The sequence below is a fragment of the Streptomyces sp. NPDC025638 genome, from assembly GCF_055558775.1.
The window spans coordinates 589,538-614,153 of record NZ_JBVHLX010000004.1; the positions used below are offsets into that span (position 1 = coordinate 589,538).

A 24,616-nucleotide genomic window follows, 5' to 3' on the forward strand; every position below is an offset into this window, starting at 1 on the left:
CGCACCTCTTGGCTCCGCCCGTCCCGTGCTCAACACTGTGCCGATGACGCAGCGCGTGGAGCTCGCGACCGTGATGGACCGGCTGGCCGTGGACGGCGTGGTCACCGAGTACGCGGTGGCCGTGGACGACGGTGACTGGGCGGCGTACCGGACACTTTTCACGAGGGACGGACGGGCGGACTACCGTTCCGCCGGCGGGATCGAGGGGGACGCCGGCCAGGTCGCCGGGTGGCTGGCCGAGAGTCTGGGGCTGTTCTCGATGCGGCAGCATCTCATCGTCAACCGCCGGATACGGTTCGGGGTCCTGGAGCAGGACGCCGGGGACACCGCGCGGGTGCAGGCCGACTACGTCAATCCGATGCGCTTCGCGGGCGGCGACGGCGGTTCCACGGCGCCGGACTTCGTGTGCGGCGGCCGGTACTCCTTCGGGCTGCTGCGGACGGCCGAGGGCTGGCGGCTGCGCGAGGTCGTCGTCCAGGAGAAGTGGCGCCGTCTGCCCGACCCCCGTCCGGCTCCCGTGACCGGCTGAGCCGAGGCCCTCTGTCCGGGAGGGCTCCCCGGCGGCCACACTGGAAGGAGCGGCTGGGTAGGAGGCGACGTATGAAGACGACCGATCGCTGGCTCGCCTCCCCGTGGCGTCGCTCCGTCTCCGCCGTCCTCGCCGGAGCCCTGCCCGTGTTCGCCTTCCTGGCGCCCGCGCTGTGGTGGTTCGCGTACGTCGCGCTGGTCCCCTGGATCCTGCTCGTCCGCTCGGCCCCGACCGGGAAGCGGGCGGCGTACGACGGCTGGCTGGGCGGGCTCGGGTTCATGGTGGCGGTGCACCACTGGCTGCTGCCCAGTCTGAATGTCTTCCTCTTCCTGATCGCGGGGCTGCTGGGCGCGCTCTGGGCGCCCTGGGGATGGCTGGTGCGCCGGTTCCTGGGCGGGGTGCCCTCGCCGGGCCGGGGCGCGGCCGCCCTGGTGGTGCTGCCGTCCGGCTGGCTGGCGGTGGAGCTCGTCCGGTCCTGGCAGGGGCTCGGCGGTCCCTGGGGCCTGCTCGGCTCCAGCCAGTGGCAGGTGGAACCGGCGCTCCGGCTCGCCTCGGTGGGCGGGGTGTGGCTGCTCAGCTTCCTGGTGGTGGCCGTCAATGTCGCGGTCACCATGCTGGTGGCGATACGCGCGGTCCGTGTACCCGCCCTCGCCTCGCTGGTCGCCACGGCCGCCGCGACCTCGGCGGCCTGGGCGTGGTCGCCCCGCCCGGACGTCGACGGACGGGTCAGGATCGCCGTCGTACAGCCCGGTGTGATCAACGGCGCCGACCAGCGCTTCGACCGCGAGGAGCAGCTCACCCGGGGGCTCGTCGGGCAGCGCCTCGACCTGATCGTCTGGGGCGAGAGCAGCATCGGCTTCGATCTGGGCGACCGGCCGGACCTGGCGAAACGGGTCGCGGCCCTGTCCCGGCAGACCGGCGCGGACATCCTGGTCAACGTGGATGCCCGCCGCTCCGACCGGCCCGGCATCTACAAGAGCTCGGTCCTGATCGGCCCGGACGGCCCGACCGGCGCCCGGTACGACAAGATGCGGCTCGTCCCGTTCGGTGAGTACATCCCGGCCCGCTCGGTCCTGGGCTGGGCCACCTCGGTCGGCAAGGCGGCGGGCGAGGACCGCCGGCGCGGCACCGAGCAGGTGGTGATGGACGTCGGGCACGGCCTGAGCATCGGCCCCATGGTGTGCTTCGAGACCGCGTTCCCGGACATGAGCCGTCACCTCGCTCAGGACGGCGCCGACGTGCTGCTCGGCCAGTCCGCGACGTCGACGTTCCAGCACAGCTGGGCCCCCGAGCAGCATGCCTCACTGGCCGCGCTGCGTGCCGCCGAGACCGGCCGTCCCATGGTGCACTCGACGCTGACCGGCGTCTCGGCCGTCTACGGCCCGAGCGGACAGCGTCTGGGTCCGTGGCTCGGCACCGAGGCGAGCACCGCCCAGGTGTACGAGGTGCCCCTGGCCCATGGCATCACTCCGTATGTCCGCTACGGCGACTGGCCGGTGAAGGGCGCCCTGCTCGCGCTGGCCGCCCTGGGCGTGACCGAGGGCGTACGGGCGGTCAGGCTGCGCCGGAGCGCTCCTGGACCGCATGTACGACCTGCTCGCACAGTTCGTGAGTCGCCAGTGCGTCACGGGCACTGAGGACCTTGCCGGCGCGCACGGCGTCGAGGAACGCGAGCACGGCCTGCTCGATGCCGCGCTGCCGGGCGACCGGCACCCAGTCCCCGCGCCGCCGCATCGTCGGCTGCCCCTTGTGGTCGATCACCTCGGCGAGGTTGACCACCTGGCGCTTGGTGTCCTGCCCGGAGACCTCGAGGATCTCCTCGGCCGAGCCGCTGAGCCGGTTCATCACGCCGAGCGCGGTGAAGCCGTCCCCGGCGAGCTGGAGCACGACGTGGTGGAGCAGCCCGTCCTCCAGGCGGGCGCGCACGGTCACATCGTCGACCGCGCCCGGCACCAGGAAGCGCAGCGTGTCCACGACGTGGATGAAGTCGTCGAGGATCATCGTGCGGGGCTTCTCCGGCAGCCCGATGCGGTTCTTCTGCATCAGGATCAGCTCGCGCGGGTGGTCGGCGCACTGTGCGTACCCGGGGGCGTAGCGCCGGTTGAAGCCGACGGCGAGGGAGACGTCGCGCTCCTCGGCGAGCTTCACCAGGCGCTCGGAGTCGGCGAGTTCATAGGCGAGCGGCTTGTCGACGTAGGTCGGTACGCCCGCCTCCAGGAGCCGGGTGACGATCTCGGGGTGCGCGGGGGTGGGCGCGTGCACGAAGGCAGCGTCGAGGTCCTGGGCGAGCAGCGAGTCCAGGGTCGTGTGCCGCCGGCCGGCGGGGAGGTGGAGGCCGTCGGCGACCCGGGCGAGGGTCTCGGGCGTGCGGGTCTGCAGGTGCAGTTCGATGCCGGGCCGCATGCCGAGCACCGGCAGGTATGCCTTCTGCGCGATGTCGCCGAGTCCGATGCAGCCGACCTTCACGTGCTCTCCCCTAGCGGTTGCCTACCGGTGCCCTCCCGGAAGCATACGGCGGCCGCCAGTCGGCGATGTCGTCGAAGCCGCGCAGCAGCAGCGCCGGTCCGGCGAGCGACAGTGCGGCGAGCGTGGTGTTGCGTACGGCGATGACGGCGCGATTGCGGGTCATGTCGAGCCGGGCGACCTTGACGGCCCGGCGGGCGATCGCCGTCGTACGGGGCAGCCGGGCGGCCGTGTAGGCGGGCAGGTCGCGGGCGTGATGGGCGAGGACGACGGCGTCCTCTACGGCCTGGTTGCCGCCCTGCCCGAGGGTCGGCGGCATGGCGTGCGCGGCGTCACCGAGCAGGGCCACCCGGCCGCGGTGGAAGGCGGGCAGCGGGTCGGCGAGGTGGTGGACGTCGTGGCGCAGCACGTCCTCGGGGCGGGCGGCCGCGAGGACGGCGGGGATCGGGTCGTGCCAGTCGCCGAACCGGCGGGTGAGTTCGGCCCGCTCGTCGTCCGGCGCGTGTTGCCCGGCGGGGGCCATGGCGGCGGCGTACGCATACACCCGGCCGTCCTTGAGGGGGTGTGTGCCCCAGATCCGGCCCCGGCCCCAGGTCTCGTGCGAGGCGAACTCGGTGCCGGGGACCGGGATCACGACACGCCAGGTGGTGAACCCGGCGTAGACCGGACCGGGATGCCCGGGGAAGAGCACGCGGCGTGCGGCGGAGTTGATGCCGTCGGCGGCGACCACCAGGTCGGCCTCCAGTTCGCCGTCGGCGGTGGTGACTCGGGCGGGCCGGTCGGTGTCGCCGGGGTCGGTGACGGTGGCGGCCGCGGTCGTGCGGACGGTGCCGGGCGGGAGTTGCGCGGCGAGGCTGTTGACGAGGGTGGCCCGGTGCAGCAGGACGAGGGGGCCGCCGAAGCGGGCCGCGGCGGCGTCGGCGCTGGTGCGCGAGAGCCAGCGGCCGCGCGGGGTGCGCAGTCCGCCGTCGCCCTGCCAGGCGGCGAGGTCGCGGATCTCGTCACCGATGCCGATGACGTCCAGGGCGCGCAGGGCGTTGGGGGCCAGCGAGATGGCCGCGCCGACCGGCTCCAGGGAGCGGGCCCGCTCCAGGACGGTGACCTGCCAGTCCCGGCGGTGCAGGGCCGCGGCGGCGGTCAGGCCCCCGATCCCGCCGCCGATGACGACGGCGCGTGGCGACTGTGCCATGGCTCCTCCTGATGCCGGGCGCGCCGCGACGGACCCGGCGCACTACAGATGTAGTTGAGCGACTCCTCGACTGTACTACAGGCGTAGTTGCGCGGGTAGGGTCGTCCCATGTCCGTACGCACCCCGAGCGCCTCCCGTGCCGATCTGATCGCCGACACCGCCCTGGCCCTGCTCGCCGAGCGCGGTATGCGCGGGCTGACGCACCGGGCGGTCGACGAGGCGGCCGGGCTGCCGCAGGGCTCGACGTCCAATCTGGCGCGCACCCGGCAGGCACTGCTGGAGCTCGCCGTGCGGCGGCACGCCGAGCGGGAGGCGCGGGTACTGGCGGTGAGCGAGATGCCGGATGCGCGCGGCGGGCTCGACGCGCTGACCGAAGGGCTGGCCCTGGCGGTGCACCGTTCGCTGACCCAGAACCGCGCATTGCTCGTCGCCCGCTACGAACTGGCCCTGGAGGCCACCCGCCGCCCCGAGCTGCGCGCCTTCTACGACGCGACGGGCGCCGTCTTCCGCGAGCAGCTGACCGCCCTTCTCACCGCCGTGGGCTCGCCCGACCCGGCCCGGCATGTGCTGTCGCTGGTCGCGTGGGCGGACGGGCTGATGTTCTCCTGCGTGGCCGGGACGTTCAACGCGGAGGTGCCGGATCTGGACGAGGTGCGGGCGGGGCTGCGGGAGCTGCTCAGGGGCATGCTGGGCCGCTGAAGCCGCCCCCCTCGGGGGGGCCGACGTCAGCTCGGGTCCTCCCATGCCCCTCGTACGGGGCGGGAGACCACCCTTGTGAGGGATCATCCGCCCTCACCCTGTTCCAACGCCGCAGCCGACGCAGCAGAGTTGCGCGGGTGTATCGATCGACGACCTCCGCAGCGCTCCTGGTCACCGTGGCCGTCTCGGCCCTCTCCGGCTGTGTGACCGTCCAGCGGCCGCCGACGCCCGGGCCACCACCGGCGGGGGCGCCGTCGCGGTCCTCGGCGCCCCGGACGGACGGCAGCGCGAAGCCGAGGGTCGTACAGGCACCGGCCCGGGAGGCGCTGGAAATGGTCGGCCCGTCCCGCCGCCCGAAGCGCTCCGGCGACGCGGCTCCTCCCCCACAGCCGCCCGGGCCCCACCGCTCTGCCGCGCCCCTGGCCCCCCAGCCACACGGTGTGCCCCGGCACCAGCCCCCCGCCGTCATCCCGGACGTGCCCCGGTCCGTCCCCAAGGCCCCCGACGTGTGCTCGCTGGGGACGGAATACGGCGGCTGGCGGCAGGACAGTCCCGAGGCAGTGATCTGCCGCCGGACGTACGGACAGTGAGGCGGTAGTGCGGGCGAGGTCTAGGTCGGTCGTTGGCGTGGTGGGCCCCAGGGGTCTCCTCCCGGGGGGTCCTCCTCGCGCAGTCGGTGTTCCAGCCGGGTGATCGCCGCCCTGACGCCGTCCCCGTAGCTGTCGTCGGTGAGGGCGCCGGCCGCGCCGCGGGCGCGATGCAGATAGGCGCGGGCGGCCTCGGAGCGGCCCAGCTTCATGTAGTCGGTGGCGAGATTCAGGTGCAGGGAGGGGTAGAAGGTGCGCAGCGCCGCCGGGTCCGTCGCCCCTGCCGAGACTTCCTCCGCCGCCGACAACGCCCTCAGATCCCAGGCCAGTTCGTCCGAGGGATCGTCCTGGGTGTCGGCCAGGTAGTGCGCGAGCGTGCAGCGGTGCACCGGGTCCCCGTCCTGCCCGACCTCCGCCCACAGGTCCAGCAGACGGCTCCTTGCCTCCTCGCGGTCTCCGCCGTGATGCAGCATGACGACCTGCCCGATCCGGGTCAGCACGGCGTCCGGCGCCGTCCGCTCCTGCCGCTCCGCCACCGAGTCCTCCAGGCTGATCCGCACGACAGGCCCAGTCGGCTGTCCCTCCGACGCTAACCGGCGGCACGGACAAACCCGGTCAGGCGGCCCCGTACGACACGGGACCGCCCGCGGGGCGGATCAGCCCAGGTCCGGGATCGTCCAGTCGATCGCCTCGTGGCCCTGCGCGGCGACCGCCTCGTTGATCTGTGTGAACGGGCGGGAGCCGAAGAACTTCTTGGCGGACAGCGGCGAGGGGTGCGCGCCCTTCACCACGACGTGCCGGGTCTCGTCGATCAGGGGCAGCTTCTTCTGCGCGTAGTTCCCCCACAGGACGAAGACCGCCGGGTCGGGCCGGTCGGCCACCGCGCTGATCACCGCGTCCGTGAACTTCTCCCAGCCCTTGCCCTTGTGCGAGTTGGCCTCACCGGAGCGGACCGTGAGCACCGCGTTGAGCAGCAGCACGCCCTGCTGGGCCCACGGCATCAGATATCCGTTGTCCGGGACGGGCGTGCCCAGCTCCTCCTTCATCTCCTTGTAGATGTTGCGCAGCGAGGGCGGGGTCTTCACCCCGGGCCGGACCGAGAAGCACAGGCCGTGGCCCTGGCCCTCGCCGTGATAGGGGTCCTGGCCCAGGATCAGCACCTTGACCTTCTCGAACGGTGTCGCGTCCAGGGCCGCGAAGACCTCCTCGCGCGGCGGGTAGACGGCACCCTTCGCCCGCTCCTCCTCCACGAACTCCGTCAGCTCCTTGAAGTAGGGCTGCTGCAGTTCGTCGCCCAGAACCCCGCGCCAGGACTCGGGCAGCATGGCGATGTCGGTCACGTCAACGTCCTCACGGTGTGCGGTCACTTGCAGGTCGTGCAGTGCTCAGAACCTACAGGCGCCCACTGACAATCGGTGCCGTGAGTCGGCATCACCAGCTCGTCTTGCGGTGCAGCTCCCACATCATCATGATCGCCGACGGGTCCAGCGACCGTTCCGCGCCGGAGATGTCGGCGCTCGCGGCCAGGTACTGCTTGCCCTGCCACAGCGGCAGCAGCCGTGCGTCGTTCGCCAGGATCGTCTGCGCCTCCCGGAACTCCTTCACCACGCGGGAGCGGTCGCTCTCGCGGCGGGAGGCGGGCAGCAGATCATCGGTGATCTTGGGTGACGGGTAGGGCGTGCCGACGGCGTTGTTCTGGCCGACGAACGGGGCGATGAAGTTGTCGGCGTCGGGGAAGTCGGGGGACCAACCGCGCCCGAACACCGGATACTCGCCCTTCTGGTAGCCCACCACGTACTTGTTCCAGGGACGGCCGTGCACGGTGACGGTGAACAGGCCGGACGCCTCCAGCTGGCGCTTGATCTCCTGGAACTCCTTCGCCGTCGCCGAGCCGTAGCGGTCGGTGGTGTACCAGAGGGTGAGCGGCACCTTCTGGTTGATGCCCGCCTGGCTGAGGATCTTGGCGGCCTTGCCGACGTCGGGGTCTCCGAAGTCGTCGAAGAAGGCGGTGCTGTGCCCGGTCAGGCCGGCCGGGACCATGGAGTACAGCGGCTCCACGGTGTCCTTGTAGATCCGGTGGGCGATCTCGCTCCGGTTGATGATCTGGGCGACGGCCCTGCGGACGGCGGTCTTGCGCGCCCAGGGGTCCTTCGGGTTGAACACCAGGTACTCGATCTCGTTGCTCGGCCCGTCGATGAGGTCGATGTCCTTGGAGCCCTGGCCCTGGAAGGAGATGACGTCATCGGCGGCGAGGCCGCGGAAGGTGAGGTCGAGCTTCTTGGCACGCAGGTCGTCGGCCAGCGAACGCGAGTCCTGGTAGTAGCGGATGGTCACCGCATCGTTTCTGCGGTCCGCGGCGCCCTCGTAGTGCTTGTTGCCGACCAGGACGGCCTGCTTGCCCTCCTGGTAGGACTCCAGGGTGTACGGGCCGGACCCGAGCACCTTGCCGTCCTTGCGCAGCGCTTTGTCCGGGTACTCCGCGGGATCCACGATCGACATACCGGGTGTGGCCAGCACGAACGGGAACGTGGCGTCCGGCTTGTTCAGGTGGAAGACGACCTCGCGCTCGCTCACCGCCTGGACCCGGTCGAGACTGCCCAGCAGCCCGGCCGGACCGCTGTTGACGTTGATCTTCTCGATGCGGTCGATCGAGTACTTGACAGCCTGTGCGTCCAGCTTGTGCCCGTTGGAGAAGGTCAGGCCCGAGCGGAGCTCGCACGTGTAGACGGTGTTCGACTCGGAGAACTTGCAGCTCTCGGCCGCGTCGGGCTGCGGTGAGGTCGCGCCGTCGGGGTAACTGAGCAGGGTCTGGTAGATGTTGCGGAAAAGTTCCCAGGACTGGTCCCAGGAAGCGGCCGGGTCCAGCGTGCTCGGGGCACTGGTCGTACCCACCACGATCGGTCCACCGCTGTCCTGGTTGCCGTCTGAAAAGACGCTGCACCCGGCCACCAGGGATATGGACGCAACCGCCGCCATTCTCTGTAGGCATCGGTTCCGGTTGAACACGCGCACGCTCCTCGATCCGCCATACCAAGGGTCGGCAGACGATACCGCAGTGACACGCCGGGCGAACCTGCTTCGTACATGGGTCTTGATCGGCTTACTCATGACTACGTTGTCATCGCTCCGGGCCCCTCCCGAACAATGACAAGGGCGCCGTTTACGTCAAGGAAACGGCGCCCTTGTGCGCCCGATCGTTATGCCCGAACGAGGTCAGGCGACGCCGGCGTTCAGGAAGATCCCGCCGTCGACGACAAGCGTCTGTCCGGTGACCCAGTCGGACTGCTCCGAGGTGAGGAACGCGGCGGCGCCGCCGATGTCCGAGGGCACGCCGAGCCGGGCGAGCGGGTAGGCCGCGGCGGCCTCCGCCTCCCGGCCCTCGTACAGGGCCTGCGCGAACTTGGTCTTCACGACGGCCGGGGCGATCGCGTTCACCCGCACCTTGGGCGCGAACTCGTGCGCGAGCTGCTGGGTCAGGTTGATCATCGCGGCTTTGCTGACGCCGTAGGCGCCGATGAACGGCGAGGGCGCGAGGCCCGCGACGGAGGCGATGTTGACGATGGCGCCGCCGTTGTCCTTCTGCCAGGCGTGCCAGGTCTTCTGGGCGAAGCCGAGCGCCGAGATCACGTTGGTCTCGAACACCTTGCGCGCGACGTCCAGGTCGAGGTCGGCCATCGGCCCGAACACCGGGTTCGTCCCGGCGTTGTTGACCAGGAAGTCGACGCGGCCGAAGGCCTCCATGGCGCGCCCGACGGCCTCGGTCTGGTGCGTCAGGTCGTGCGCCTTGCCCGCGACACCGACGACCCGGTCGGAGCCGAGCTTCTCGACGGCCTCCTTGAGGGCGTCCTCGTTGCGGCCGGTGATGACCACGCGGTCACCGCGCGCGACGAGCGCCTCGGCGACGCCGTAGCCGATACCGCGGCTGGCGCCCGTGACGAGGGCGACCTTGCCGGAGAGTTCAGGCAGTTCAGTCATGTCCGTGTTCCTCAGATTTCCGGGTGCCTACTAGTCGAGCGGTCCGCCGGCGACGTACAGCACCTGGCCGGAGACGAAGCCGGCCGCCTCGCCCGTGAAGAAGGCGATCGCGTTGGCGATGTCCTCGGGCTCGCCGACGCGCTGCACGGGGATCTGGGTGGCGGCGGCGGCCTTGAACTCCTCGAAGCCCATCTTGACGCGATCGGCGGTGGCCTTGGTCATCTCGGTGGCGATGAAGCCGGGGGCGACGGCGTTGGCGGTGATGCCGAACTTGCCGAGCTCGATGGCGAGGGTCTTGGTGAAGCCCTGCAGACCGGCCTTGGCGGCGGAGTAGTTGGCCTGGCCGCGGTTGCCGAGGGCCGAGGAGGAGGACAGGTTGACGACCCGGCCGAAACCGGCGTCGACCATGTGCTTCTGGACGGCCTTGGTCATCAGGAACGAGCCGCGCAGGTGCACGTTCATGACGGTGTCCCAGTCGGAGGCCGTCATCTTGAACAGCAGGTTGTCGCGGAGCACACCGGCGTTGTTGACCAGGATCGTCGGCGCGCCGAGCTCCTCGGCCACGCGGGCGACCGCGGCCTCGACCTGCGCTTCGTCGGAGACGTCGGCGCCGACCGCGATCGCCCGGCCGCCGGCCGCGGTGATCCGCTCCACGGTTTCCTTGCAGGCGGCCTCGTCGAGGTCGATGACGGCGACGGCGCGGCCCTCGGCGGCCAGTCGTACGGCGGTGGCGGCGCCGATGCCGCGCGCACCTCCGGTGACGATGGCGACCCGCTGGTCAGTGGTGGACATTGCTGCTTCTCCTCGCCCTTGAGAATTCCCCAGCCGCGGTGAGCGACCGCTTAGTACCTTCGACAGACGTGACGCTAGAAGCCCTGGCACCCGGTGTCAACGGCACACCGGGTCCGTGTGATCCATTACCTCACCAGGAGGTCCAGCAACCGCAGCGCCTCGGCCGCCGGATCGGTGGTGAGCCCCGTGTGGACGGGCCCGGGCTGCACGATGGTCGACCGCGGCGCGATCAGCCAGCGGAAACGCCGCCCCGCGTCGTCCTGGGCCGCGGGTCCCGCAGCCGCGCCGCCGCCGCACACGCCCTCGACGGCGCCGAGCGCGGCCCGCACGCCCGCGACGTCCGCGTCCGGGTCGAGGGCCAGCAGCCGGGCCTCGTCGAGGTGGGTGCGGGCGCCGACGTAGCCCTGGGCGCGGCAGTACACGACCACGCCCGCGTTGATGCACTCACCGCGCTCGACGCGGGGTACGACCCGTAGCAGCGCGTACTCGAAGACGTCCCGGCCACCACCCTGGCCGGCCCGGGTGATGTGGCGCTCGGCCACATGGCCTGCCATGTGGATGTGGTGCTCGCTCACTGGTCCCCCTCGATGCCGGTGATGCGCTCGTGGACCACGGCGGCTCGCGCGAGCAGGGGCCGCGCGTAGGCCCGCCGCACGTCGTCCGGGCTGTCGAAGCCGCGCTCGCCCGCCAGCCACGCGTCCGGGATCTCGGCGGTGACCTCGGCGAGGAGGTCCTCGGTGACCAGGGGGGCCAGCTCGGCCGCGGCGCCCGCGACATCGGGGCCGAAGCCGGCGAGTGCGTGGTCCGAGGCGTCGTAGGGCCGGGCCGCGGAGGCCTCGGCGCCGGGCCAGTTGTGGTGCCAGATCATGGTCGCGCCGTGGTCGATGAGCCACAGGTCGCCCCGGTGCATCAGCAGGTTGGGGTTGCGCCAGGAACGGTCCACGTTGTTGATCAGCGCGTCGAACCAGACGATCCGTCCGGCCTCCTCCGGACTCACCGTGAAGGCCAGCGGATCGAAGCCGAGGGCGCCGGAGAGGAAGTCCATGCCGAGGTTGGTGCCCCCGCTGGACCTCAGCAGCTCCTGCACCTGCTGATCGGGTTCGCCGAGCCCCAGCACCGGATCGAGCTCGATGGTCACGAGGCGGGGCATCCTGAAGCCCAGGCGGCGGGCCAGCTCCCCGCAGACGACCTCGGCCACCAGTGTCTTGCGGCCCTGTCCCGCGCCGGTGAACTTCATGACGTACGTCCCGAAGTCGTCGGCCTCGACGAGCCCGGGCAGCGAGCCGCCCTCACGCAGGGGCGTGATGTAGCGGGTCGCGATGACTTCCTTGAGCATCGCCCCAGGTTACTGGGGAGTCGCCGGCCCTCCGGCCGACAGCGGAACGACAGCTCTGGCTTACGGCGCTCCGACCGCGCCGGCGTCAGGATCTCGACACCGTCTGAACGGGTCGTGCCCAGCGGCCGTACCCCTGGACGGATCACCGAAAAGGCTTCGCGGAAGGGAATCCCCACATGAGCAGCGCATCGCCCAAGCCCGCAACGGGACCGGCCCGCCGTACGGTCGTGGCCGCGGCCGGAGCGGCGGGGCTCGCCGCCGCGCTGACCGCCTGCGGATCGGGCGACGATTCGTCGAACTCCTCCAATGCGTCCGGGTCTTCCGGCAGCACCGGGGCGACCGGTTCCACCGGGACGCAGGACGGCAGCGGTTCGGGCACCGGCGGCTCGGGCGGCGGCGACAATGCCGCGGCGGGCGGCACCGCGCTCGCCAAGACCGCGGACATCCCCGAGGGCGGCGGCAAGATCTTCAAGGACCAGGGTGTCGTGGTCACACAGCCCGCGGCGGGCACGTACAAGGCGTTCTCGTCGAAGTGCCCGCACGCCGGGTGCGCGGTGGGCAGCGTCGCGAACGGTGTGATCGTCTGTCCGTGCCACAACAGCCAGTTCTCCGTCACGGACGGCAGCCGGAAGGCGGGTCCCGCGACCACGGGGCTCACGGCCGCGAACATCACCGTGTCCGGGGACGAGATCAAGCTCGCGTGAGGGTCAGGGCCTTCGGCGCGGACGCTTGAGGCAGCCGAGCACCTCGTCCGTGGTCGCGACCGTGGCGACCAGGGCGAGCGTGTTGCGGATCATCGCGGGGGTGTAGTCGGAGGGCACCCCCGCGATGGCGTCGCGCGGCACGACGACGGTGTAGCCGCGGTTCACCGCGTCGAACACGGCGTTGGGTATCGCGACGTTGGCCGAGACACCGGTGACGATCAGCGTGCGGCAGCCGAGGTTGCGCAGCAGCGCGTCGACGTCGGTGCCCTGGACGGGCGACAGCCCGTGCAGCCGCCGTACGACGAAGTCCTCCTCGGTGACCTCGATCGGGGGCGCGATGCGCACCGCCGTGGTGCCGGACAGCTGCTGGACGGGGAGCCGTTCGGCGGCGCGGAACAGCCGGGCGTTGCGGTTGGCGCCCCGGCCGTCCGGGCGGCGCTCGGCGACGGCGTGGATCACCTGGAGGCCGCTCTCGTGCGCGGCGGCGACCAGCCGGGCGACATTGCCGAGGGCACCCGAGGCACGGGCCTCCCGGGCGAGTTCGGGCAGCGCGCTGTCGGGGCCGACGACCCCCTGCTGGCACTCGACGGTGAGCAGCACGGTGCTCGCGGGGTCGAGGAGTTCTCCGAGCTCTTCGTACGACGCCATGAGGCCCCCTTTCGCCGGGATGCGGGGCGGGCGAGACTAACCACCATTGCGCATGAACGGAAGACGACTCATTCTTTTCTGACGTGATGTCAGAGGATCTGGGCGACGACGGGACCTGGACCACCTCCTCTGACACGACGTGGGAGAAGAGGGGGCCGCATGACCGTCACTCAGCGCCGGGGCCGGAAGATCATGATGACGCCGGGCGAGCTGGACGAATTCCTGACCACTCAGCGCACCTGCCGGGTCGCCACCGTGTCCGCGGACGGCGCCCCGCACGTCAGCGCGCTGTGGTTCGCCTGGGACGGCAAGTCGCTGTGGCTGTACTCGGTGGTGCGCAGCAAGCGGTGGGCCGATCTGAGCCGTGATCCGCGGGTGGCGGTCGTGGTGGACTCGGGCGAGGAGTACGACCAGTTGCGCGGCGTCGAGCTGTCCGGAACCGTGGAGTTCGTGGGCGAGGTCCCGCGCACCGGCGAGCTGTGCGCCGAACTCGACACCGCGGAGACGCTGTTCGCCCGCAAGAACTTCGGTCTGGACGAGATGCCGCACGACGGTCGGCATGCCTGGGCGCGGCTGACCCCGGAGAAGGTCGTCTCCTGGGACTTCCGCAAGCTGGGCTCGATGTAGGGCTGTTGGGCCGAGACCGGCTCCGTTCGGCCGAGGCGCCGACTCGGTTCAGCCGACTGTCGCGGCCGCCGCCTGCAGCGCCTCCACCGCCGCGCGGATGGAGGGGCGGCGGTCGGCGTCGGCCCGCCAGACGACGTACACATGACGGCGCACGCGCTGCTTGAGCGGGACCATGACGACGCCCGGGGGCACCGGGTGCCGTCCCAGCAGCGGCGCGATGCACACCCCCAACCCCGCTGCCACCAGGGCGAGTTGGGTGTGGGTCTCGGCGGCGCGATGGCCGATGTTCGGCTCGATGCCGCGCGAGCGCAGCGTGAACATCAGCCACTCGTGGCAGAACTCGCCCTCGCCCCAGGTGATCCACTCGTCCTCGGCGAACTCCCCGAGGTCCACCTCGTCCCGGTCCGCGAGCCGGTGACCGGCCAGCATGGCCACATCGGCCGGGTCGTCGAGGAGGGGCGCCTTCACCAGGCCGTCCGGGACCGGCATCGGCTTGTTGTACCAGTCCAGGACCACCGCGAGGTCGAGATCGCCGCGGACGACTCCGGCGACGCCGTTCTCCGGCTCCAACTCGCTGGAGCGCACCCGCAGCGCCGGGTGCCGGGCGCGCAGAGCCGTGAGCGCGGCGGGAAACAGACCACGGGCGGCGGTGGGGAACGCGGACAGCCGCAGCTCGCCGACGACCTGCCCGCGATGCGCCTCCAGGTCGGACTGGGCGAGCTCCACCTGGGACAGAATCCGAGCCGCGTGCTCGGAGAGCAGCCGTCCCGCGTCCGTGAGGCGCACCCCCCGCCCGTTCTTGGCGAGGAGCCGCTGTCCCACCTCCCGCTCCAGCTTGCCCATCTGCTGCGAGACCGCGGACGTGGTGACGTGCAGCGCCTCGGCCGCGCCACTGACCGAGCCGTGCCGGGCGAGGGCATCCAGGGTGCGCAGGCGCTCCAGATTCAACATGTAAGCAATGCTACGACGTATCGCGCGAGAATTCTCGATTGTGCTACGAGGTTGCCTCCGGCATCGTACGGTCCATGACCACCGTCACGACCCCCCGCACCGAGGCCGCCACCGTCCGGCAGCCGCGCGCCCGCCTCGACTGGCGCCTGCGCTTCGGCGCCCTGTCCCTGATATGGGGCTTCAGCTTCCTGCTCATCAAGGTGGGCACGCAGGGGTATGCGCCCTTCCAAGTCACCCTGGGACGGCTGGTGTTCGGTACGGCGGTGCTCGCGGCGGCAATGGCGGTGAAGCGGGAGCGGCTCCCGCGCGGGGCACGCACCTGGGGCCACTTGGCGGTCGCCGCGTTCCTGCTGAACGCCCTGCCCTTCTCTCTCTTCGCCTACTCGGAGCTCACCATCCCGTCCACGCTGGCGGGCATCTGCAACGCCACCTCGCCACTGTGGGGCATGGTGCTGTCCCTGGTCGCCCTCTCGGAGGACCGCCCGACCCGGGTTCGCTTCGCCGGCCTCGGCATCGGTTTCCTCGGGGTGTTGACGGTGCTCGGCGCGTGGCAGGGATTCCACGGCCTGGATGCCACGGGTACGGCGATGGCTCTGCTGGCTTCGCTGAGCTATCCGATCGGGTGGATCTATGTCCGGCGGACGCTGGCCGGGACGGGGCATTCGCATCTGGCGATGACCGGGGCGCAGTTGTTGATGGCCACCGGGCAACTGGCCATTGTGACCCCGCTGTTCACCTCGGTTCCGGGGCACTTCTCTCTTGTTCCGCTGTTTGCCGTTGCCGCGTTGGGTGCGCTGGGGACCGGGCTGGCTGTTCTCATCCAGTACGGGTTGGTTGCCGAGGTCGGGCCCACCACGGCGCAGATGGTGACCTACTTCATCCCAGTGATCGCGACCGCGGCGGGGGTTGCCCTTCTGGGGGAGTCGCTTCGGTGGACCACTCCGGTGGGGGCGGTGATCGTTCTTGCCGGGGCGGCGCTCACTCAGGTGAGGTCCAAGGAGGACGCCTCGTAAGGCCGTAAGCACCTAGACATAAGTCCTCACCGGCATCGGGCCCACCGCTGCCGCCACCGCTTCCGCCAAAGGTCCGGTCTCCTCCGGAGTCAGGGTCGAGATCGTGATGCGGATTCCGGGTGGGGCGCTCAGGCGGAAGCGGGCGCCCGGGGAGACGGCCCAGCCGGCGTGAAGGAGGCGGGCGACCGCGCCCGTCTCGTCGGGGACCGGTACCCAGACGTTCATGCCGCTGCGGCCGTGCGAGGGGACCCCGCGCTCCGCGAGCGCGTCGATCAGCAGGTCCCGGCGGGACCGGTACGCCGTCGCCACCGCCGGTCCGTCCACCGCGCCGTCCTTCCAGAGGTGGACCACGGCACGTTGCAGCAGACGGCTCACCCATCCCGGCCCCAGCCGCTGTCTCCCGCGCACCCGGTCGACCGTGACGGAGTCGCCGGTGAGGACGGCGAGGCGCAGGTCGGGGCCGTATGCCTTGGCGACGGAGCGGACGAAGGCCCAGTGGTGGGTGACACCGGCCAGGGGGTGCAGGGGCAGGTCGACGATGCCGTGGCCGTGGTCGTCCTCGATCAGCAGGGTCTGCGGGTACTCACGCAGCACGGACCGCAGGGCACGCGCGCGCGTGGCGCTCACGGAGGCTCCGGTGGGGTTCTGCGCGCGGTCGGTGACGATCAGGGCGCGCGCTCCGGAGGCGAGGGCCGCGCGCAGGTCCTCGGGGCGCGGGCCCTCGTCGTCGACGCCCACGGGGACCGTGCGCAGCCCCAGCGCCGGCACGAGGTCGAGGGTCCGGCCCCAGCCGGGGTCCTCGACGGCGACGGCGTCCCCCGGCTTGAGGTGGGCCGCGAGGACGCGCTCCACGGCGTCCAGCGAACCGGAGGTCACGGTGAGCGGCCCGTCGGGCACCCCGTCGGTGTCGAGTTCGGCCCGCGCGATCCGGGCCAGTTCCGGCTCGACGGGCTCGGCTCCGTAGAGCACCGGGTCCCGGTCCCCCTCCGCCGCCACCGCCGCGAGGGCGGGCGTGAGCGGAGGCAGCAGTGCCGGGTCGGGGTTGCCGCTGGACAGGTCCCGCACCCCGGCCGGCACGGCCACATGCAGCTGCTCGCGGCCCGTCGTGGCCGGCTTGGGCCGGATACGGCTGCCGCGGCGACCCGCCGTCTCGATGACCCCGCGCTCCCGCAGGGTGCGGTAGGCGGCCGCGACCGTATTGGGATTCACCCCCAGCCGGGCGGCCAACTCTCGCATGGGTGGCAGCAGTTGGCCCGGCTGCAGGCCACCGGCTCCCACCGCGCGCTCGACGCTCGCCGCGATCTCTGCTGCGCCGCGGCCTTCGATCGGATACTCTCCTAGCACAAAAGAGATTATGCATTAGTGCAATGGAGAACGCCATGCAGGGGACCCAGCAGACGCCGCCGTCGTCGGCCGCCTACACCCCGACCGACCGCACCGTCCCGACGCGCGCCGCCGAGAAGGCGTCGTACGACAAGGAGCTGGTGCACTCGATACTCGACGAGGGCTACGTCTGCCACCTCGGCTTCGTCCGCGACGGCGCGCCGGTGGTGCTCCCCACGCTGTACGGCCGGGTCGGCGAGCGGCTCTATGTGCACGGCTCCACGGGGTCGCGCCCGCTGCTGATGACGGGCGGGAGCGACCCGGGGCTCGCGGTGTGCCTGACGGTCACCCATGTCGACGGACTGGTCCTGGCCCGCTCCGCCTTCCACCACTCGATCAACTACCGCTCGGTCGTGGTGCACGGCATCGCCCACCAGGTCACCGACCCCGAGGAGCGGCGACTGGCCCTGGACGCGCTGGTCGACCACGTCGTACCGGGGCGCTCCGCCGACTCCCGGCCCGCCAACAAGAAGGAGCTGGCGGCCACCGCGGTCATCCGGCTCGACCTGGACGAGGTCTCCGCCAAGGTCCGTACCGGCGGCGCGAACGACGAGCCCGAGGACCTGGCCCTCGCCCACTGGGCCGGGGTCGTCCCGCTGCGCAAGGGGTACGACGCGCCGGTCGCGAACGCCGACCTCGTCCCCGGCATCGAGCTCCCCGACTACCTCAGGGCGCTGTGATGCTGATCCACCCCTGGGACGCGCCCCGCGACGACACCGAGTGGCAGACCTGGCTGGCCGCCCATGACTTCGGCCAGCTCGCGGTCAACGGACTGTCCGGTGAGCCGCCCTTCGTGCAGCCGCTCCACTTCGCCTTCGACGCCGCCCGCGGCGAGGCGGTCACCCACCTCGCCCGCCCCAATCCGCTGTGGCCCGCCCTGGAGGCGAACCCGCAGGTGCTGCTGAGCGTGGTCGACGACTACGTCTATGTGCCCGGCCCCTGGCAGGCCGCGCCGGACGGCCCGCCCGAGCACGGCGTCCCGACGAGCTTCTACGCCGCCGTCCAGCTCCGCTGCACGGCCCAGGTCGTGGACGACCCGGCGGAGAAGGCCGACCTGCTCAACCGCCAGCTCGGCCACTTCCAGCCGGAGGGCGGCTCGTCGCGGGCGACACCGGAGGAGGCTCCGTACGGCCGCCTGCTGTCCGGCATCCGCGGGCTGCGGCTCGTGGTGACCGACGTACGCGCGAAATTCAAGTACGCGGGCAAGAAGCCGGAGGAGGTGCGGGAGCGGATCGCCGACGCGCTGGCGGGGCGGAGCGGGCCGGGGGACGCGGCGGCACGGGAGCACATGGTGCGCAGGCGCGGGGCGTGAGCGGACGGGCCGGTTCGGCCCGGTTCACTCGGCGGAGTGTGCCGCCGTTCCCCTGGCGGCGAGTTCGCGCGGGGGTGCGCCGCTCGCCACCGGGTCCGCGGAGCCCTTGGCGGGCGTCGAGGACTGGGCGATGAACGCGCCGACCAGGACGACCGCACCGCCGACGACCTGGGGCGCGGAGAGGTGTTCGCCGAGGAGCACCCAGGCCAGCACGGTCGCGACGACCGCCTCAAGGCAGGCCACGACGCCCGCGACCTGCGGGGAGAGCCGCCGCACGGACACCACACCGGTGACATAGGCGATGACCGTGGCGACCAGGACGATCCACGCCAGCAGCGCGGCCGCCGGGACCGGGGTGCCGTTCATGTGGGCGGTGCCGGAGAGGACGGACCAGTCCATGGCCCAGGGGCGGGCCACGGCGGTCAGCACGAGGGCGCCGATGAGCAGTCCGTACGCGATGACACCGAGCGGATCCGGCGCCTCCTCGCCCGCTTCGCTGCCCTGTTCGGACAGGACGAAGTAGCCGACCTGGCAGCAGGCCGCGCACAGGGCGAGCAGCAGCCCGAGCGCGTCGAAGCCCAGCCCCGACCAGACCTCGACGACGCAGGCGAGGCCGCCGGCCGCGAGCACCACACCGAGTGCGGCGGCCCGTGTGACCGGCCGGCGCTGCACGAATCGCACCCAGCCGAGCACGAGGGCGGGGGCGAGGTACTCCACGAGCAGCGCGACCCCGACCGGGATGCGTGAGATCGCGGCGAAGTAGCAGGCCTGGACACCGGCCACGGCGAGCAGTCCGAACCCGGCGAGCAGCGCGGGGCGACGGCGCACGAGCCCCCGGTGGCGCACGGCGAGCGGCAGCATCACCAGCGCGGCACCGGCCACCCGCAGCCACACCACGTGCAGCGGGTCGAGCCCCGCCTCGATCAGCGGCTTGGCCGCGACACCGGATCCCCCGAAGGCGAGCGCCGAGGCGAGCGCGAGGCCGAGCCCGACGCCCTTCCCATGGCTGCCCTGGCTGCTTTCAGACGTATGCACCGGCACATGATGACAGGCGATGACATGAGCGTCACCCCCAATGGCACCTGTCTCAGCGGCTGGACGGGGCGCGCGCTCAGCAGGCCGCGCCGCCGTCCCCCGCGTACTCCCCCCAGCCGGCGATCCGGGCCGGCAGGCCGGTCACCTCGATCCCGGCGCGCGCGAGCACCTCGACGGCCCGGGCCTGCGGGTCCCGGACGAGCGCGACGAGCAGATCGGTGCCGCCCGCCCGTTCGCCGCCGCGCAGCCGGGCCCGCTCGACGGCGTGGACCATGGCGGCGGAGGCCAGCGGCGACCAGCCCTCGGCCCCCTTCGGGGTGGGCATCGCGCCCGAGTCCTCCACGGTGCTCTGCCAGCGCAGGCCGTAGCCGATGCTGCGCTGCACGAGGTAGCCGAGCAGGCGGGCGATCTGCGGAGGGGCGCCGATCACGGCCCGTACGTCGGGATCGGACTCCAGGAGCGAGTGCAGCAGATGGGCGGTGTCGATCTGCCGGTCCCCGTCCCGAACAGCCCTGCGGCGGGCACCGGCGACCACCGCTGCCAGCTCGGCACTGAGCCCGGCATCGGCATCCGCGCGGAGGATTCCCTGGTCATGGGCGGACTGGTGGGGAATACGGGGTTGCACATCCCCTACCCCATCAGCCTCTCGGGCCGAGGTCATCGCCGAGGGGAAGCATTTTCGCGTCCCACGGTGAGTGGACAACCCCGGCCGGAATCTCCTCCTTACGGAGGAGATCAGGCCGATGCGCCTGCGGGAGCGCGCGCTCTCCACACTTTCTGACAGTTCATCAGTATTGAATGTTCCGGGCCCTGCGGCTACGTTCCGCGACACCACAGCCCGACACTGAGAGGTGGTCGCATGGCCGAAGTCAGCGCGGAGGCACGCATCGGGGCACCGGCCGAGAAGGTGTGGGCGCAGCTCACGGACTGGCCGGCGTACGGGGAGTGGAACGCGACCCACACCAACTTCCCCAAGGGCGGCCCCGAGACCCTGGCGGTGGGCGGCACCTTCCAGGAGAACATGAAGCTGATGGGGTTCCCGGCCGAGGTCGAGTGGACCATCGAGGAGCTGGATCCGGCCCGGGTGCTCGCCATTCGCGGCAAGGGCCCGATGGCGGTGACCGTCGCCACGCGCTACACGCTCACCCCGGACGGCGACGCCACGACGGTGCGCATCGACGGCGAGTTCACCGGCGCCGCCGTGTCGCTGATGGCGGGCAAGCTCAAGGACTCGGCGACGGCGGCCCTGAACGAGTCGCTGCGCAAGCTGGGCGGGCTGGTGGCCTGAGACAGCAGGACAGAAGGCATGACGGAAGGCGCCCCGCGGATTGCTCCGCGGGGCGCCTCGGTCAGTGCCCTCGCTCCTCGTGAGGAGGAGGCTCAGCCTTCGTCGGCGAGGATCAGATACAGCTTCTTGCGGGCGTCGTTGATGACGGCCAGCGCCTTCTCGCGCTGTTCCTTGCTGCCGGTCTTCCAGACCTGCCCGAAGGCCTCCATCAGACCGAAACCGGCCTGCCGGATCTCACCGAGGGCTTCCCAGTCGACCCCGCGCGAGGCCTCCTCCCAGGGCGCGTCGGGCCCCTCGTCCGCCGCGGTGCGGCCGTCCTCGGTGAGCGAGAACAGCTTCTTGCCACCCTCGGACTCGCTGGCGATCAGGCCCTCGTCCTCCAGCAGTTGCAGGGTGGGGTACACCGAGCCGGGGCTCGGCTTCCACGCGCCGCCGCTGCGCTCGGCGATCTCCTGGATCATCTCGTAACCGTGCATCGGCCGGTCCTTGAGCAGGGCCAGGATCGAGGCCCGTACGTCACCGCGCCGCGCCCTTCCCCTGGGGCCGCCGCGCCCTCGATGACCCCAGGGGCCCGGCCCGAAACCGGGTCCGCCGGGACCGAAGCCGGGGCCGCCGCCCGGGCCGAAGGGCCCGAAGGCCGCCCGCAGCCCCTCGAAACCGCCCCGGTCGCGCCGGGAGCCGCCGTCGTGTCGATGTCCGTGCTCGTATCCGTGGGAACGCATCGCCATCACTCCATTTCATCGTTGATCTATCGCGATGCGTCAACGATATATCGGAAGCGATCGGATGACAAGCCTCTTCGGCACCTACGGCGGCTCCGCCGTTTCCTGAATCAGGCGTTCCAGCTCCACTCGGCGACTTCGGGCAGGTCAACGCCGTGCTCGCGGATCCAGGCGTGGTGGCGGGTGCGGGCGTCGGCCATCTGCTGGCGCACGCGGGCGGCGCCCGCCGCGAGGTCCGGGACGCGGTCGATGACGTCCATCACCAGGCGGTAGCGGTCGAGATCGTTGCGCACGACCATGTCGAACGGCGTGGTCGTGGTGCCGGACTCCTTGTAGCCGCGGACGTGCAGGTTCCGGTGCCCGGCGCGGCGGTAGGCGAGGCGGTGGATCAGCCACGGGTAGCCGTGGTAGGCGAAGATCACCGGCTTGTCGGTGGTGAAGAGACCGTCGAACTCGAAGTCGGTCATGCCGTGCGGATGCTCCTCGCGCGGCATCAGCCGTGTCATGTCGACCACGTTGACGACGCGCACCGCGAGCTGGGGCAGATGCCTGCGCAGCAGCTGGGCCGCGGCCAGGACCTCCTGGGTGGGCACGTCCCCGGCGCAGGCCAGCACCACGTCCGGTTCGCCGCCGTTCTCCGTGCCGGCCCACTCCCAGATGCCGGCTCCCCGCGCACAGTGGACCCGGGCCTGGTCCATGGACAGCCAGTCGAAGCACGGCTGCTTCCCGGCCACGATCACGTTCACGTAGTCCCGGCTGCGCAGGGCGTGGTCCGCGACCGACAGGAGCGTGTTGGCGTCCGGCGGCATGTACACGCGCACGACCTCGGGGCTCTTGTTGAGGACGTGGTCGACGAAGCCGGGGTCCTGGTGGGAGAAGCCGTTGTGGTCCTGGCGCCACACATGCGAGGTCAGCAGGTAGTTGAGGGAGGCGATGGGCGCGCGCCAGGGCAGGTCCCTGGAGGTCTTCAGCCACTTGATGTGCTGGTTGACCATCGAGTCGACGATGTGCACGAAGGCCTCGTAGCAGGAGAACAGTCCGTGCCTGCCGGTGAGGAGATAGCCCTCCAGCCAGCCCTGGCAGAGGTGTTCGGAGAGGATCTCCATCACCCGGCCGTGCCGCTCCAGGTGTTCGTCGACCGGAAGGATCTGTGCCTGCCAGGCCTTTCCGCTGGCGTCGAAGACGGCCTGCAGCCGGTTGGAGGCGGTCTCGTCGGGACCCACCACGCGGAAGTCCCGGCGCCCGCTGGTGTCCTTCATGACCTGTTCGAGCAGGTCGCCGAGGACCCGGGTCGGCTCGTGCAGCGTCGTCCCCGGCTTGTCGACCGGGACCGCGAAGTCGTCGAGGCCGCGGATCGGCAGGTCCCGTACGAGGAGGCCGCCGTTGGCGTGCGGCGTGGCACCGAGCCGCTTGTTGCCCTCGGGAAGGCAGGCCAGGACATCGGGGACGGGCCTGCCGTCGGAGCCGAAGAGCTCCTCGGGCCGGTACGAGCGCAGCCAGGCCTCCAACTGCCGCAGATGCTCGGGGTTCTCGCGGACACCGGCCAGCGGGACCTGGTGGGCGCGCCAGGTGCCCTCGACCGGCTTGCCGTCCACCTCGGCCGGACCGGTCCAGCCCTTCGGCGTGCGCAGCACGATCACCGGCCAGTGCACGCGCTCGCCGACGCCGTCCTCGCGGGCGGTCCGCTGTGCCACCGCGATACGGTCCAGCGCCTCGTCGAGCGCCGCGGCCATCGCCCGGTGCACCTCGGCCGGGACGTCGCCGGTCACATGGATCGGCTCATGGCCGTATCCCCGCAGGAGCTCGTCGAGTTCGGACTCGGGAAGACGGGCGAGCACCGTCGGGTTGGCGATCTTGTACCCGTTGAGGTGCAGGATCGGCAGGACCGCTCCGTCGTACACCGGGTCCAGGAACTTGTTCGAGTGCCAGGAGGCGGCCAGCGGTCCGGTCTCCGCCTCGCCGTCGCCGATCACACAGGCGACCAGCAGGTCCGGGTTGTCGAGGGCGGCGCCGTAGGCATGGGCGAGCGAGTAGCCGAGTTCGCCGCCCTCGTGGATCGAACCGGGTGTCTCCGGGGCCACATGGCTGGGCACCCCGCCCGGGAACGAGAACTGCCGGAACAGCCGCTCCATGCCCGCCCCGTCACGCGACACGTCCGGGTAGGTCTCGCTGTAGCTGCCCTCCAGCCAGGAGTTGGCCACCACCGAGGGCCCGCCGTGCCCCGGCCCCCAGATGGCCAGCGCGTCGAGGCCGCGCGTCCTGATCACACGGTTGAGATGGGTGTACACGAGGTTGAGGCCGGGCGAGGTGCCCCAGTGACCGAGCAGCCGCGGCTTGATGTGCTCCGGCCTCAGCGGCTCGGTCAGCAGCGGGTTGGCCATCAGATAGATCTGGCCCGCCGCAAGGTAGTTGGCGGCGCGCCAGTGCGCGTCCAGGGTGCGCAGTTCGTCGTCGGAAAGTACGGTGGCGTCCTGGTGTTCGACCTTGGACATGGGTGAGACTCCGGAAGTCGTCGACGTAGAGGTCATCGGGCGGTGGAGGCGGCATGGCCGACCAAAAAGCGGCGGAGCTGCCGCGGAAGGTGTACGAGAAGGAACTGCTGCGCCTGCAGACCGAGTTGGTGAAGCTGCAGGAGTGGGTGCGGGCGGAGGGCGCCCGGCTGGTCGTCGTCTTCGAGGGGCGGGACGCGGCGGGCAAGGGCGGCGCGATCAAGCGGGTGACCCAGTTCCTCAATCCGCGCGTGGCCCGCGTCGCGGCGCTGCCCAAGCCGACCGAGCGCGAGCGCACGCAGTGGTACTTCCAGCGGTATGTGGAGCACCTGCCGGCCGCCGGGGAGATGGTGCTGTTCGACCGGTCCTGGTACAACCGGGCCGGTGTCGAGCATGTGATGGGCTTCTGTACGCAGCAGGAGTACCAGCGCTTCCTGCGCCAGTGCCCGATCTTCGAGCGGATGCTGGTGGAGGACGGGATCCTGCTGCGCAAGTACTGGTTCTCGGTGAGCGACACCGAGCAGCAGGAGCGGTTCCGGCGGCGCCTCCACGATCCGGTGCGGCGCTGGAAGCTGTCGCCGATGGACCTGGAGTCGATCACCCGCTGGGAGGCCTACTCCCGGGCCAAGGACGAGATGCTGGTCCACACCGACGTCTCCGAGGCGCCCTGGTACGTCGTCGAGAGCGACGACAAGCGCCGCGCCCGGCTGAACATGATCGCCCATCTGCTGGACTCCGTCCCGTACCACGAGGTGAAGCCGCCGGTGCTGAAGCTGCCGGAGCGACCGCCGCCGACCGGCTACGAGCGCCCGCCGCGGGATCTGCAGACATACGTCCCGGACCACGCGGCGAGCCTCTGAACCACCGCCCACCG

The 24,616-nt window shown here is 71.4% G+C and carries 27 protein-coding genes; 11 read left to right on the top strand and 16 right to left on the bottom strand.

What is annotated here, in order from left to right:
* The first annotated feature begins 43 nt into the window (after positions 1 to 43).
* Together ACZ4EG_RS13685 and lnt are read left to right on the top strand one after the other, a co-directional pair.
* Positions 44 to 529, top strand: a complete 486-nt coding sequence (locus ACZ4EG_RS13685) for a nuclear transport factor 2 family protein (RefSeq protein WP_453554093.1) — start codon at positions 44 to 46, stop codon at positions 527 to 529.
* Between the two features lie 71 nt (positions 530 to 600).
* Entirely contained in the window at positions 601 to 2,166 is a 1,566-nt protein-coding gene (gene lnt / locus ACZ4EG_RS13690; protein WP_467790763.1) for an apolipoprotein N-acyltransferase, read from the top strand.
* Here lnt and ACZ4EG_RS13695 read toward each other — a convergent pair.
* Positions 2,084 to 2,995 carry a Gfo/Idh/MocA family protein gene (locus tag ACZ4EG_RS13695; protein ID WP_467790764.1) on the bottom strand — a complete coding sequence of 304 codons (912 nt, stop codon included), beginning with the start codon at positions 2,993 to 2,995 and terminating at the stop codon, positions 2,084 to 2,086. The two genes, lnt and ACZ4EG_RS13695, sit on opposite strands and share 83 nt — an antisense overlap.
* A gap of 10 nt (positions 2,996 to 3,005) precedes the next feature.
* A complete protein-coding gene (locus tag ACZ4EG_RS13700; protein ID WP_467790765.1) occupies positions 3,006 to 4,181 on the bottom strand; it encodes an FAD-dependent monooxygenase in 1,176 nt (391 codons plus the stop codon).
* Between the two features lie 108 nt (positions 4,182 to 4,289).
* On the opposite strand from ACZ4EG_RS13700, the gene ACZ4EG_RS13705 reads away from it, so the two are divergent.
* Both ACZ4EG_RS13705 and ACZ4EG_RS13710 read left to right on the top strand, forming a co-directional pair.
* Positions 4,290 to 4,880 (top strand): TetR/AcrR family transcriptional regulator, encoded by a 591-nt coding sequence (locus ACZ4EG_RS13705; RefSeq protein WP_390710326.1) that lies wholly within the window; start codon positions 4,290 to 4,292, stop codon positions 4,878 to 4,880.
* Between the two features lie 137 nt (positions 4,881 to 5,017).
* Positions 5,018 to 5,470 (top strand): hypothetical protein, encoded by a 453-nt coding sequence (locus tag ACZ4EG_RS13710; protein ID WP_453554101.1) that lies wholly within the window; start codon positions 5,018 to 5,020, stop codon positions 5,468 to 5,470.
* A gap of 20 nt (positions 5,471 to 5,490) precedes the next feature.
* Here ACZ4EG_RS13710 and ACZ4EG_RS13715 read toward each other — a convergent pair whose 3' ends face one another.
* The 7 genes from ACZ4EG_RS13715 to ACZ4EG_RS13745 form a co-directional block, all read right to left on the bottom strand.
* Positions 5,491 to 6,003, bottom strand: a complete 513-nt coding sequence (locus tag ACZ4EG_RS13715) for a hypothetical protein (protein ID WP_453554226.1) — start codon at positions 6,001 to 6,003, stop codon at positions 5,491 to 5,493.
* Between the two features lie 120 nt (positions 6,004 to 6,123).
* Positions 6,124 to 6,807: a uracil-DNA glycosylase gene (gene ung, locus ACZ4EG_RS13720; RefSeq protein WP_453554103.1), complete on the bottom strand. Its 684-nt coding sequence runs from the start codon at positions 6,805 to 6,807 to the stop codon at positions 6,124 to 6,126.
* A 91-nt stretch (positions 6,808 to 6,898) separates the two neighbouring features.
* Positions 6,899 to 8,473 carry an ABC transporter substrate-binding protein gene (locus tag ACZ4EG_RS13725; protein ID WP_467790766.1) on the bottom strand — a complete coding sequence of 525 codons (1,575 nt, stop codon included), beginning with the start codon at positions 8,471 to 8,473 and terminating at the stop codon, positions 6,899 to 6,901.
* A 207-nt stretch (positions 8,474 to 8,680) separates the two neighbouring features.
* Entirely contained in the window at positions 8,681 to 9,442 is a 762-nt protein-coding gene (locus ACZ4EG_RS13730; RefSeq protein ID WP_453554107.1) for an SDR family oxidoreductase, read from the bottom strand.
* Between the two features lie 30 nt (positions 9,443 to 9,472).
* The gene (gene fabG, locus ACZ4EG_RS13735; RefSeq protein WP_363299984.1) at positions 9,473 to 10,234 is read right to left on the bottom strand and encodes a 3-oxoacyl-ACP reductase FabG; all 762 of its coding nucleotides are present in this window, start codon (positions 10,232 to 10,234) and stop codon (positions 9,473 to 9,475) included.
* Between the two features lie 125 nt (positions 10,235 to 10,359).
* Positions 10,360 to 10,809, bottom strand: coding sequence for a DUF3037 domain-containing protein (locus tag ACZ4EG_RS13740; protein ID WP_390710322.1), 450 nt, complete (start codon positions 10,807 to 10,809; stop codon positions 10,360 to 10,362).
* The gene (locus tag ACZ4EG_RS13745; protein ID WP_467790767.1) at positions 10,806 to 11,570 is read right to left on the bottom strand and encodes a HipA family kinase; all 765 of its coding nucleotides are present in this window, start codon (positions 11,568 to 11,570) and stop codon (positions 10,806 to 10,808) included. Before ACZ4EG_RS13745 ends, ACZ4EG_RS13740 begins: the two co-directional genes overlap by 4 nt.
* 176 nt (positions 11,571 to 11,746) lie before the next feature.
* Between ACZ4EG_RS13745 and ACZ4EG_RS13750 the strand changes: the two genes are divergently transcribed.
* A complete protein-coding gene (locus tag ACZ4EG_RS13750; RefSeq protein WP_453554113.1) occupies positions 11,747 to 12,274 on the top strand; it encodes a Rieske (2Fe-2S) protein in 528 nt (175 codons plus the stop codon).
* A gap of 3 nt (positions 12,275 to 12,277) precedes the next feature.
* Here the strand turns inward: ACZ4EG_RS13750 and ACZ4EG_RS13755 are convergent, their stop codons facing one another.
* Positions 12,278 to 12,922 carry a cysteine hydrolase family protein gene (locus tag ACZ4EG_RS13755; protein ID WP_467790768.1) on the bottom strand — a complete coding sequence of 215 codons (645 nt, stop codon included), beginning with the start codon at positions 12,920 to 12,922 and terminating at the stop codon, positions 12,278 to 12,280.
* A 159-nt stretch (positions 12,923 to 13,081) separates the two neighbouring features.
* Between ACZ4EG_RS13755 and ACZ4EG_RS13760 the strand changes: the two genes are divergently transcribed.
* Complete coding sequence (locus tag ACZ4EG_RS13760) at positions 13,082 to 13,549, top strand: pyridoxamine 5'-phosphate oxidase family protein (protein ID WP_453554117.1); 468 nt, start codon at positions 13,082 to 13,084, stop codon at positions 13,547 to 13,549.
* Positions 13,550 to 13,597: 48 nt separating this feature from the next.
* Here ACZ4EG_RS13760 and ACZ4EG_RS13765 read toward each other — a convergent pair whose 3' ends face one another.
* Positions 13,598 to 14,500: a LysR family transcriptional regulator gene (locus ACZ4EG_RS13765; protein WP_467790769.1), complete on the bottom strand. Its 903-nt coding sequence runs from the start codon at positions 14,498 to 14,500 to the stop codon at positions 13,598 to 13,600.
* A 74-nt stretch (positions 14,501 to 14,574) separates the two neighbouring features.
* On the opposite strand from ACZ4EG_RS13765, the gene ACZ4EG_RS13770 reads away from it, so the two are divergent.
* A complete protein-coding gene (locus ACZ4EG_RS13770; RefSeq protein WP_467790770.1) occupies positions 14,575 to 15,513 on the top strand; it encodes a DMT family transporter in 939 nt (312 codons plus the stop codon).
* Between the two features lie 12 nt (positions 15,514 to 15,525).
* On the opposite strand, the gene ACZ4EG_RS13775 is transcribed toward ACZ4EG_RS13770, so the two are convergent.
* Entirely contained in the window at positions 15,526 to 16,857 is a 1,332-nt protein-coding gene (locus ACZ4EG_RS13775) for an aminotransferase class I/II-fold pyridoxal phosphate-dependent enzyme (RefSeq protein ID WP_467790771.1), read from the bottom strand.
* A 35-nt stretch (positions 16,858 to 16,892) separates the two neighbouring features.
* On the opposite strand from ACZ4EG_RS13775, the gene ACZ4EG_RS13780 reads away from it, so the two are divergent.
* A complete protein-coding gene (locus tag ACZ4EG_RS13780; RefSeq protein ID WP_467790772.1) occupies positions 16,893 to 17,576 on the top strand; it encodes a pyridoxamine 5'-phosphate oxidase family protein in 684 nt (227 codons plus the stop codon).
* Positions 17,576 to 18,208: an FMN-binding negative transcriptional regulator gene (locus ACZ4EG_RS13785; protein WP_467790773.1), complete on the top strand. Its 633-nt coding sequence runs from the start codon at positions 17,576 to 17,578 to the stop codon at positions 18,206 to 18,208. The genes ACZ4EG_RS13780 and ACZ4EG_RS13785 overlap by 1 nt, the downstream gene beginning before the upstream one ends.
* A 24-nt stretch (positions 18,209 to 18,232) precedes the next feature.
* Here ACZ4EG_RS13785 and ACZ4EG_RS13790 read toward each other — a convergent pair whose 3' ends face one another.
* Together ACZ4EG_RS13790 and ACZ4EG_RS13795 are read right to left on the bottom strand one after the other, a co-directional pair.
* Complete coding sequence (locus ACZ4EG_RS13790; protein WP_467790774.1) at positions 18,233 to 19,249, bottom strand: EamA family transporter; 1,017 nt, start codon at positions 19,247 to 19,249, stop codon at positions 18,233 to 18,235.
* 70 nt (positions 19,250 to 19,319) lie between these two features.
* Positions 19,320 to 19,868, bottom strand: coding sequence for a peptidase (locus ACZ4EG_RS13795; RefSeq protein WP_467790775.1), 549 nt, complete (start codon positions 19,866 to 19,868; stop codon positions 19,320 to 19,322).
* A 234-nt stretch (positions 19,869 to 20,102) separates the two neighbouring features.
* On the opposite strand from ACZ4EG_RS13795, the gene ACZ4EG_RS13800 reads away from it, so the two are divergent.
* Positions 20,103 to 20,531, top strand: a complete 429-nt coding sequence (locus ACZ4EG_RS13800; protein ID WP_453554132.1) for a type II toxin-antitoxin system Rv0910 family toxin — start codon at positions 20,103 to 20,105, stop codon at positions 20,529 to 20,531.
* A 92-nt stretch (positions 20,532 to 20,623) separates the two neighbouring features.
* Here ACZ4EG_RS13800 and ACZ4EG_RS13805 read toward each other — a convergent pair whose 3' ends face one another.
* Together ACZ4EG_RS13805 and ACZ4EG_RS13810 are read right to left on the bottom strand one after the other, a co-directional pair.
* Entirely contained in the window at positions 20,624 to 21,253 is a 630-nt protein-coding gene (locus ACZ4EG_RS13805; RefSeq protein ID WP_453554134.1) for a PadR family transcriptional regulator, read from the bottom strand.
* A gap of 110 nt (positions 21,254 to 21,363) precedes the next feature.
* Positions 21,364 to 23,745 (bottom strand): phosphoketolase family protein, encoded by a 2,382-nt coding sequence (locus ACZ4EG_RS13810; RefSeq protein WP_453554136.1) that lies wholly within the window; start codon positions 23,743 to 23,745, stop codon positions 21,364 to 21,366.
* 53 nt (positions 23,746 to 23,798) lie between these two features.
* Here ACZ4EG_RS13810 and ppk2 point away from each other — a divergent pair, with 53 nt between their 5' ends.
* A complete protein-coding gene (gene ppk2, locus ACZ4EG_RS13815; protein ID WP_467790776.1) occupies positions 23,799 to 24,602 on the top strand; it encodes a polyphosphate kinase 2 in 804 nt (267 codons plus the stop codon).
* Positions 24,603 to 24,616 lie beyond the last annotated feature (14 nt).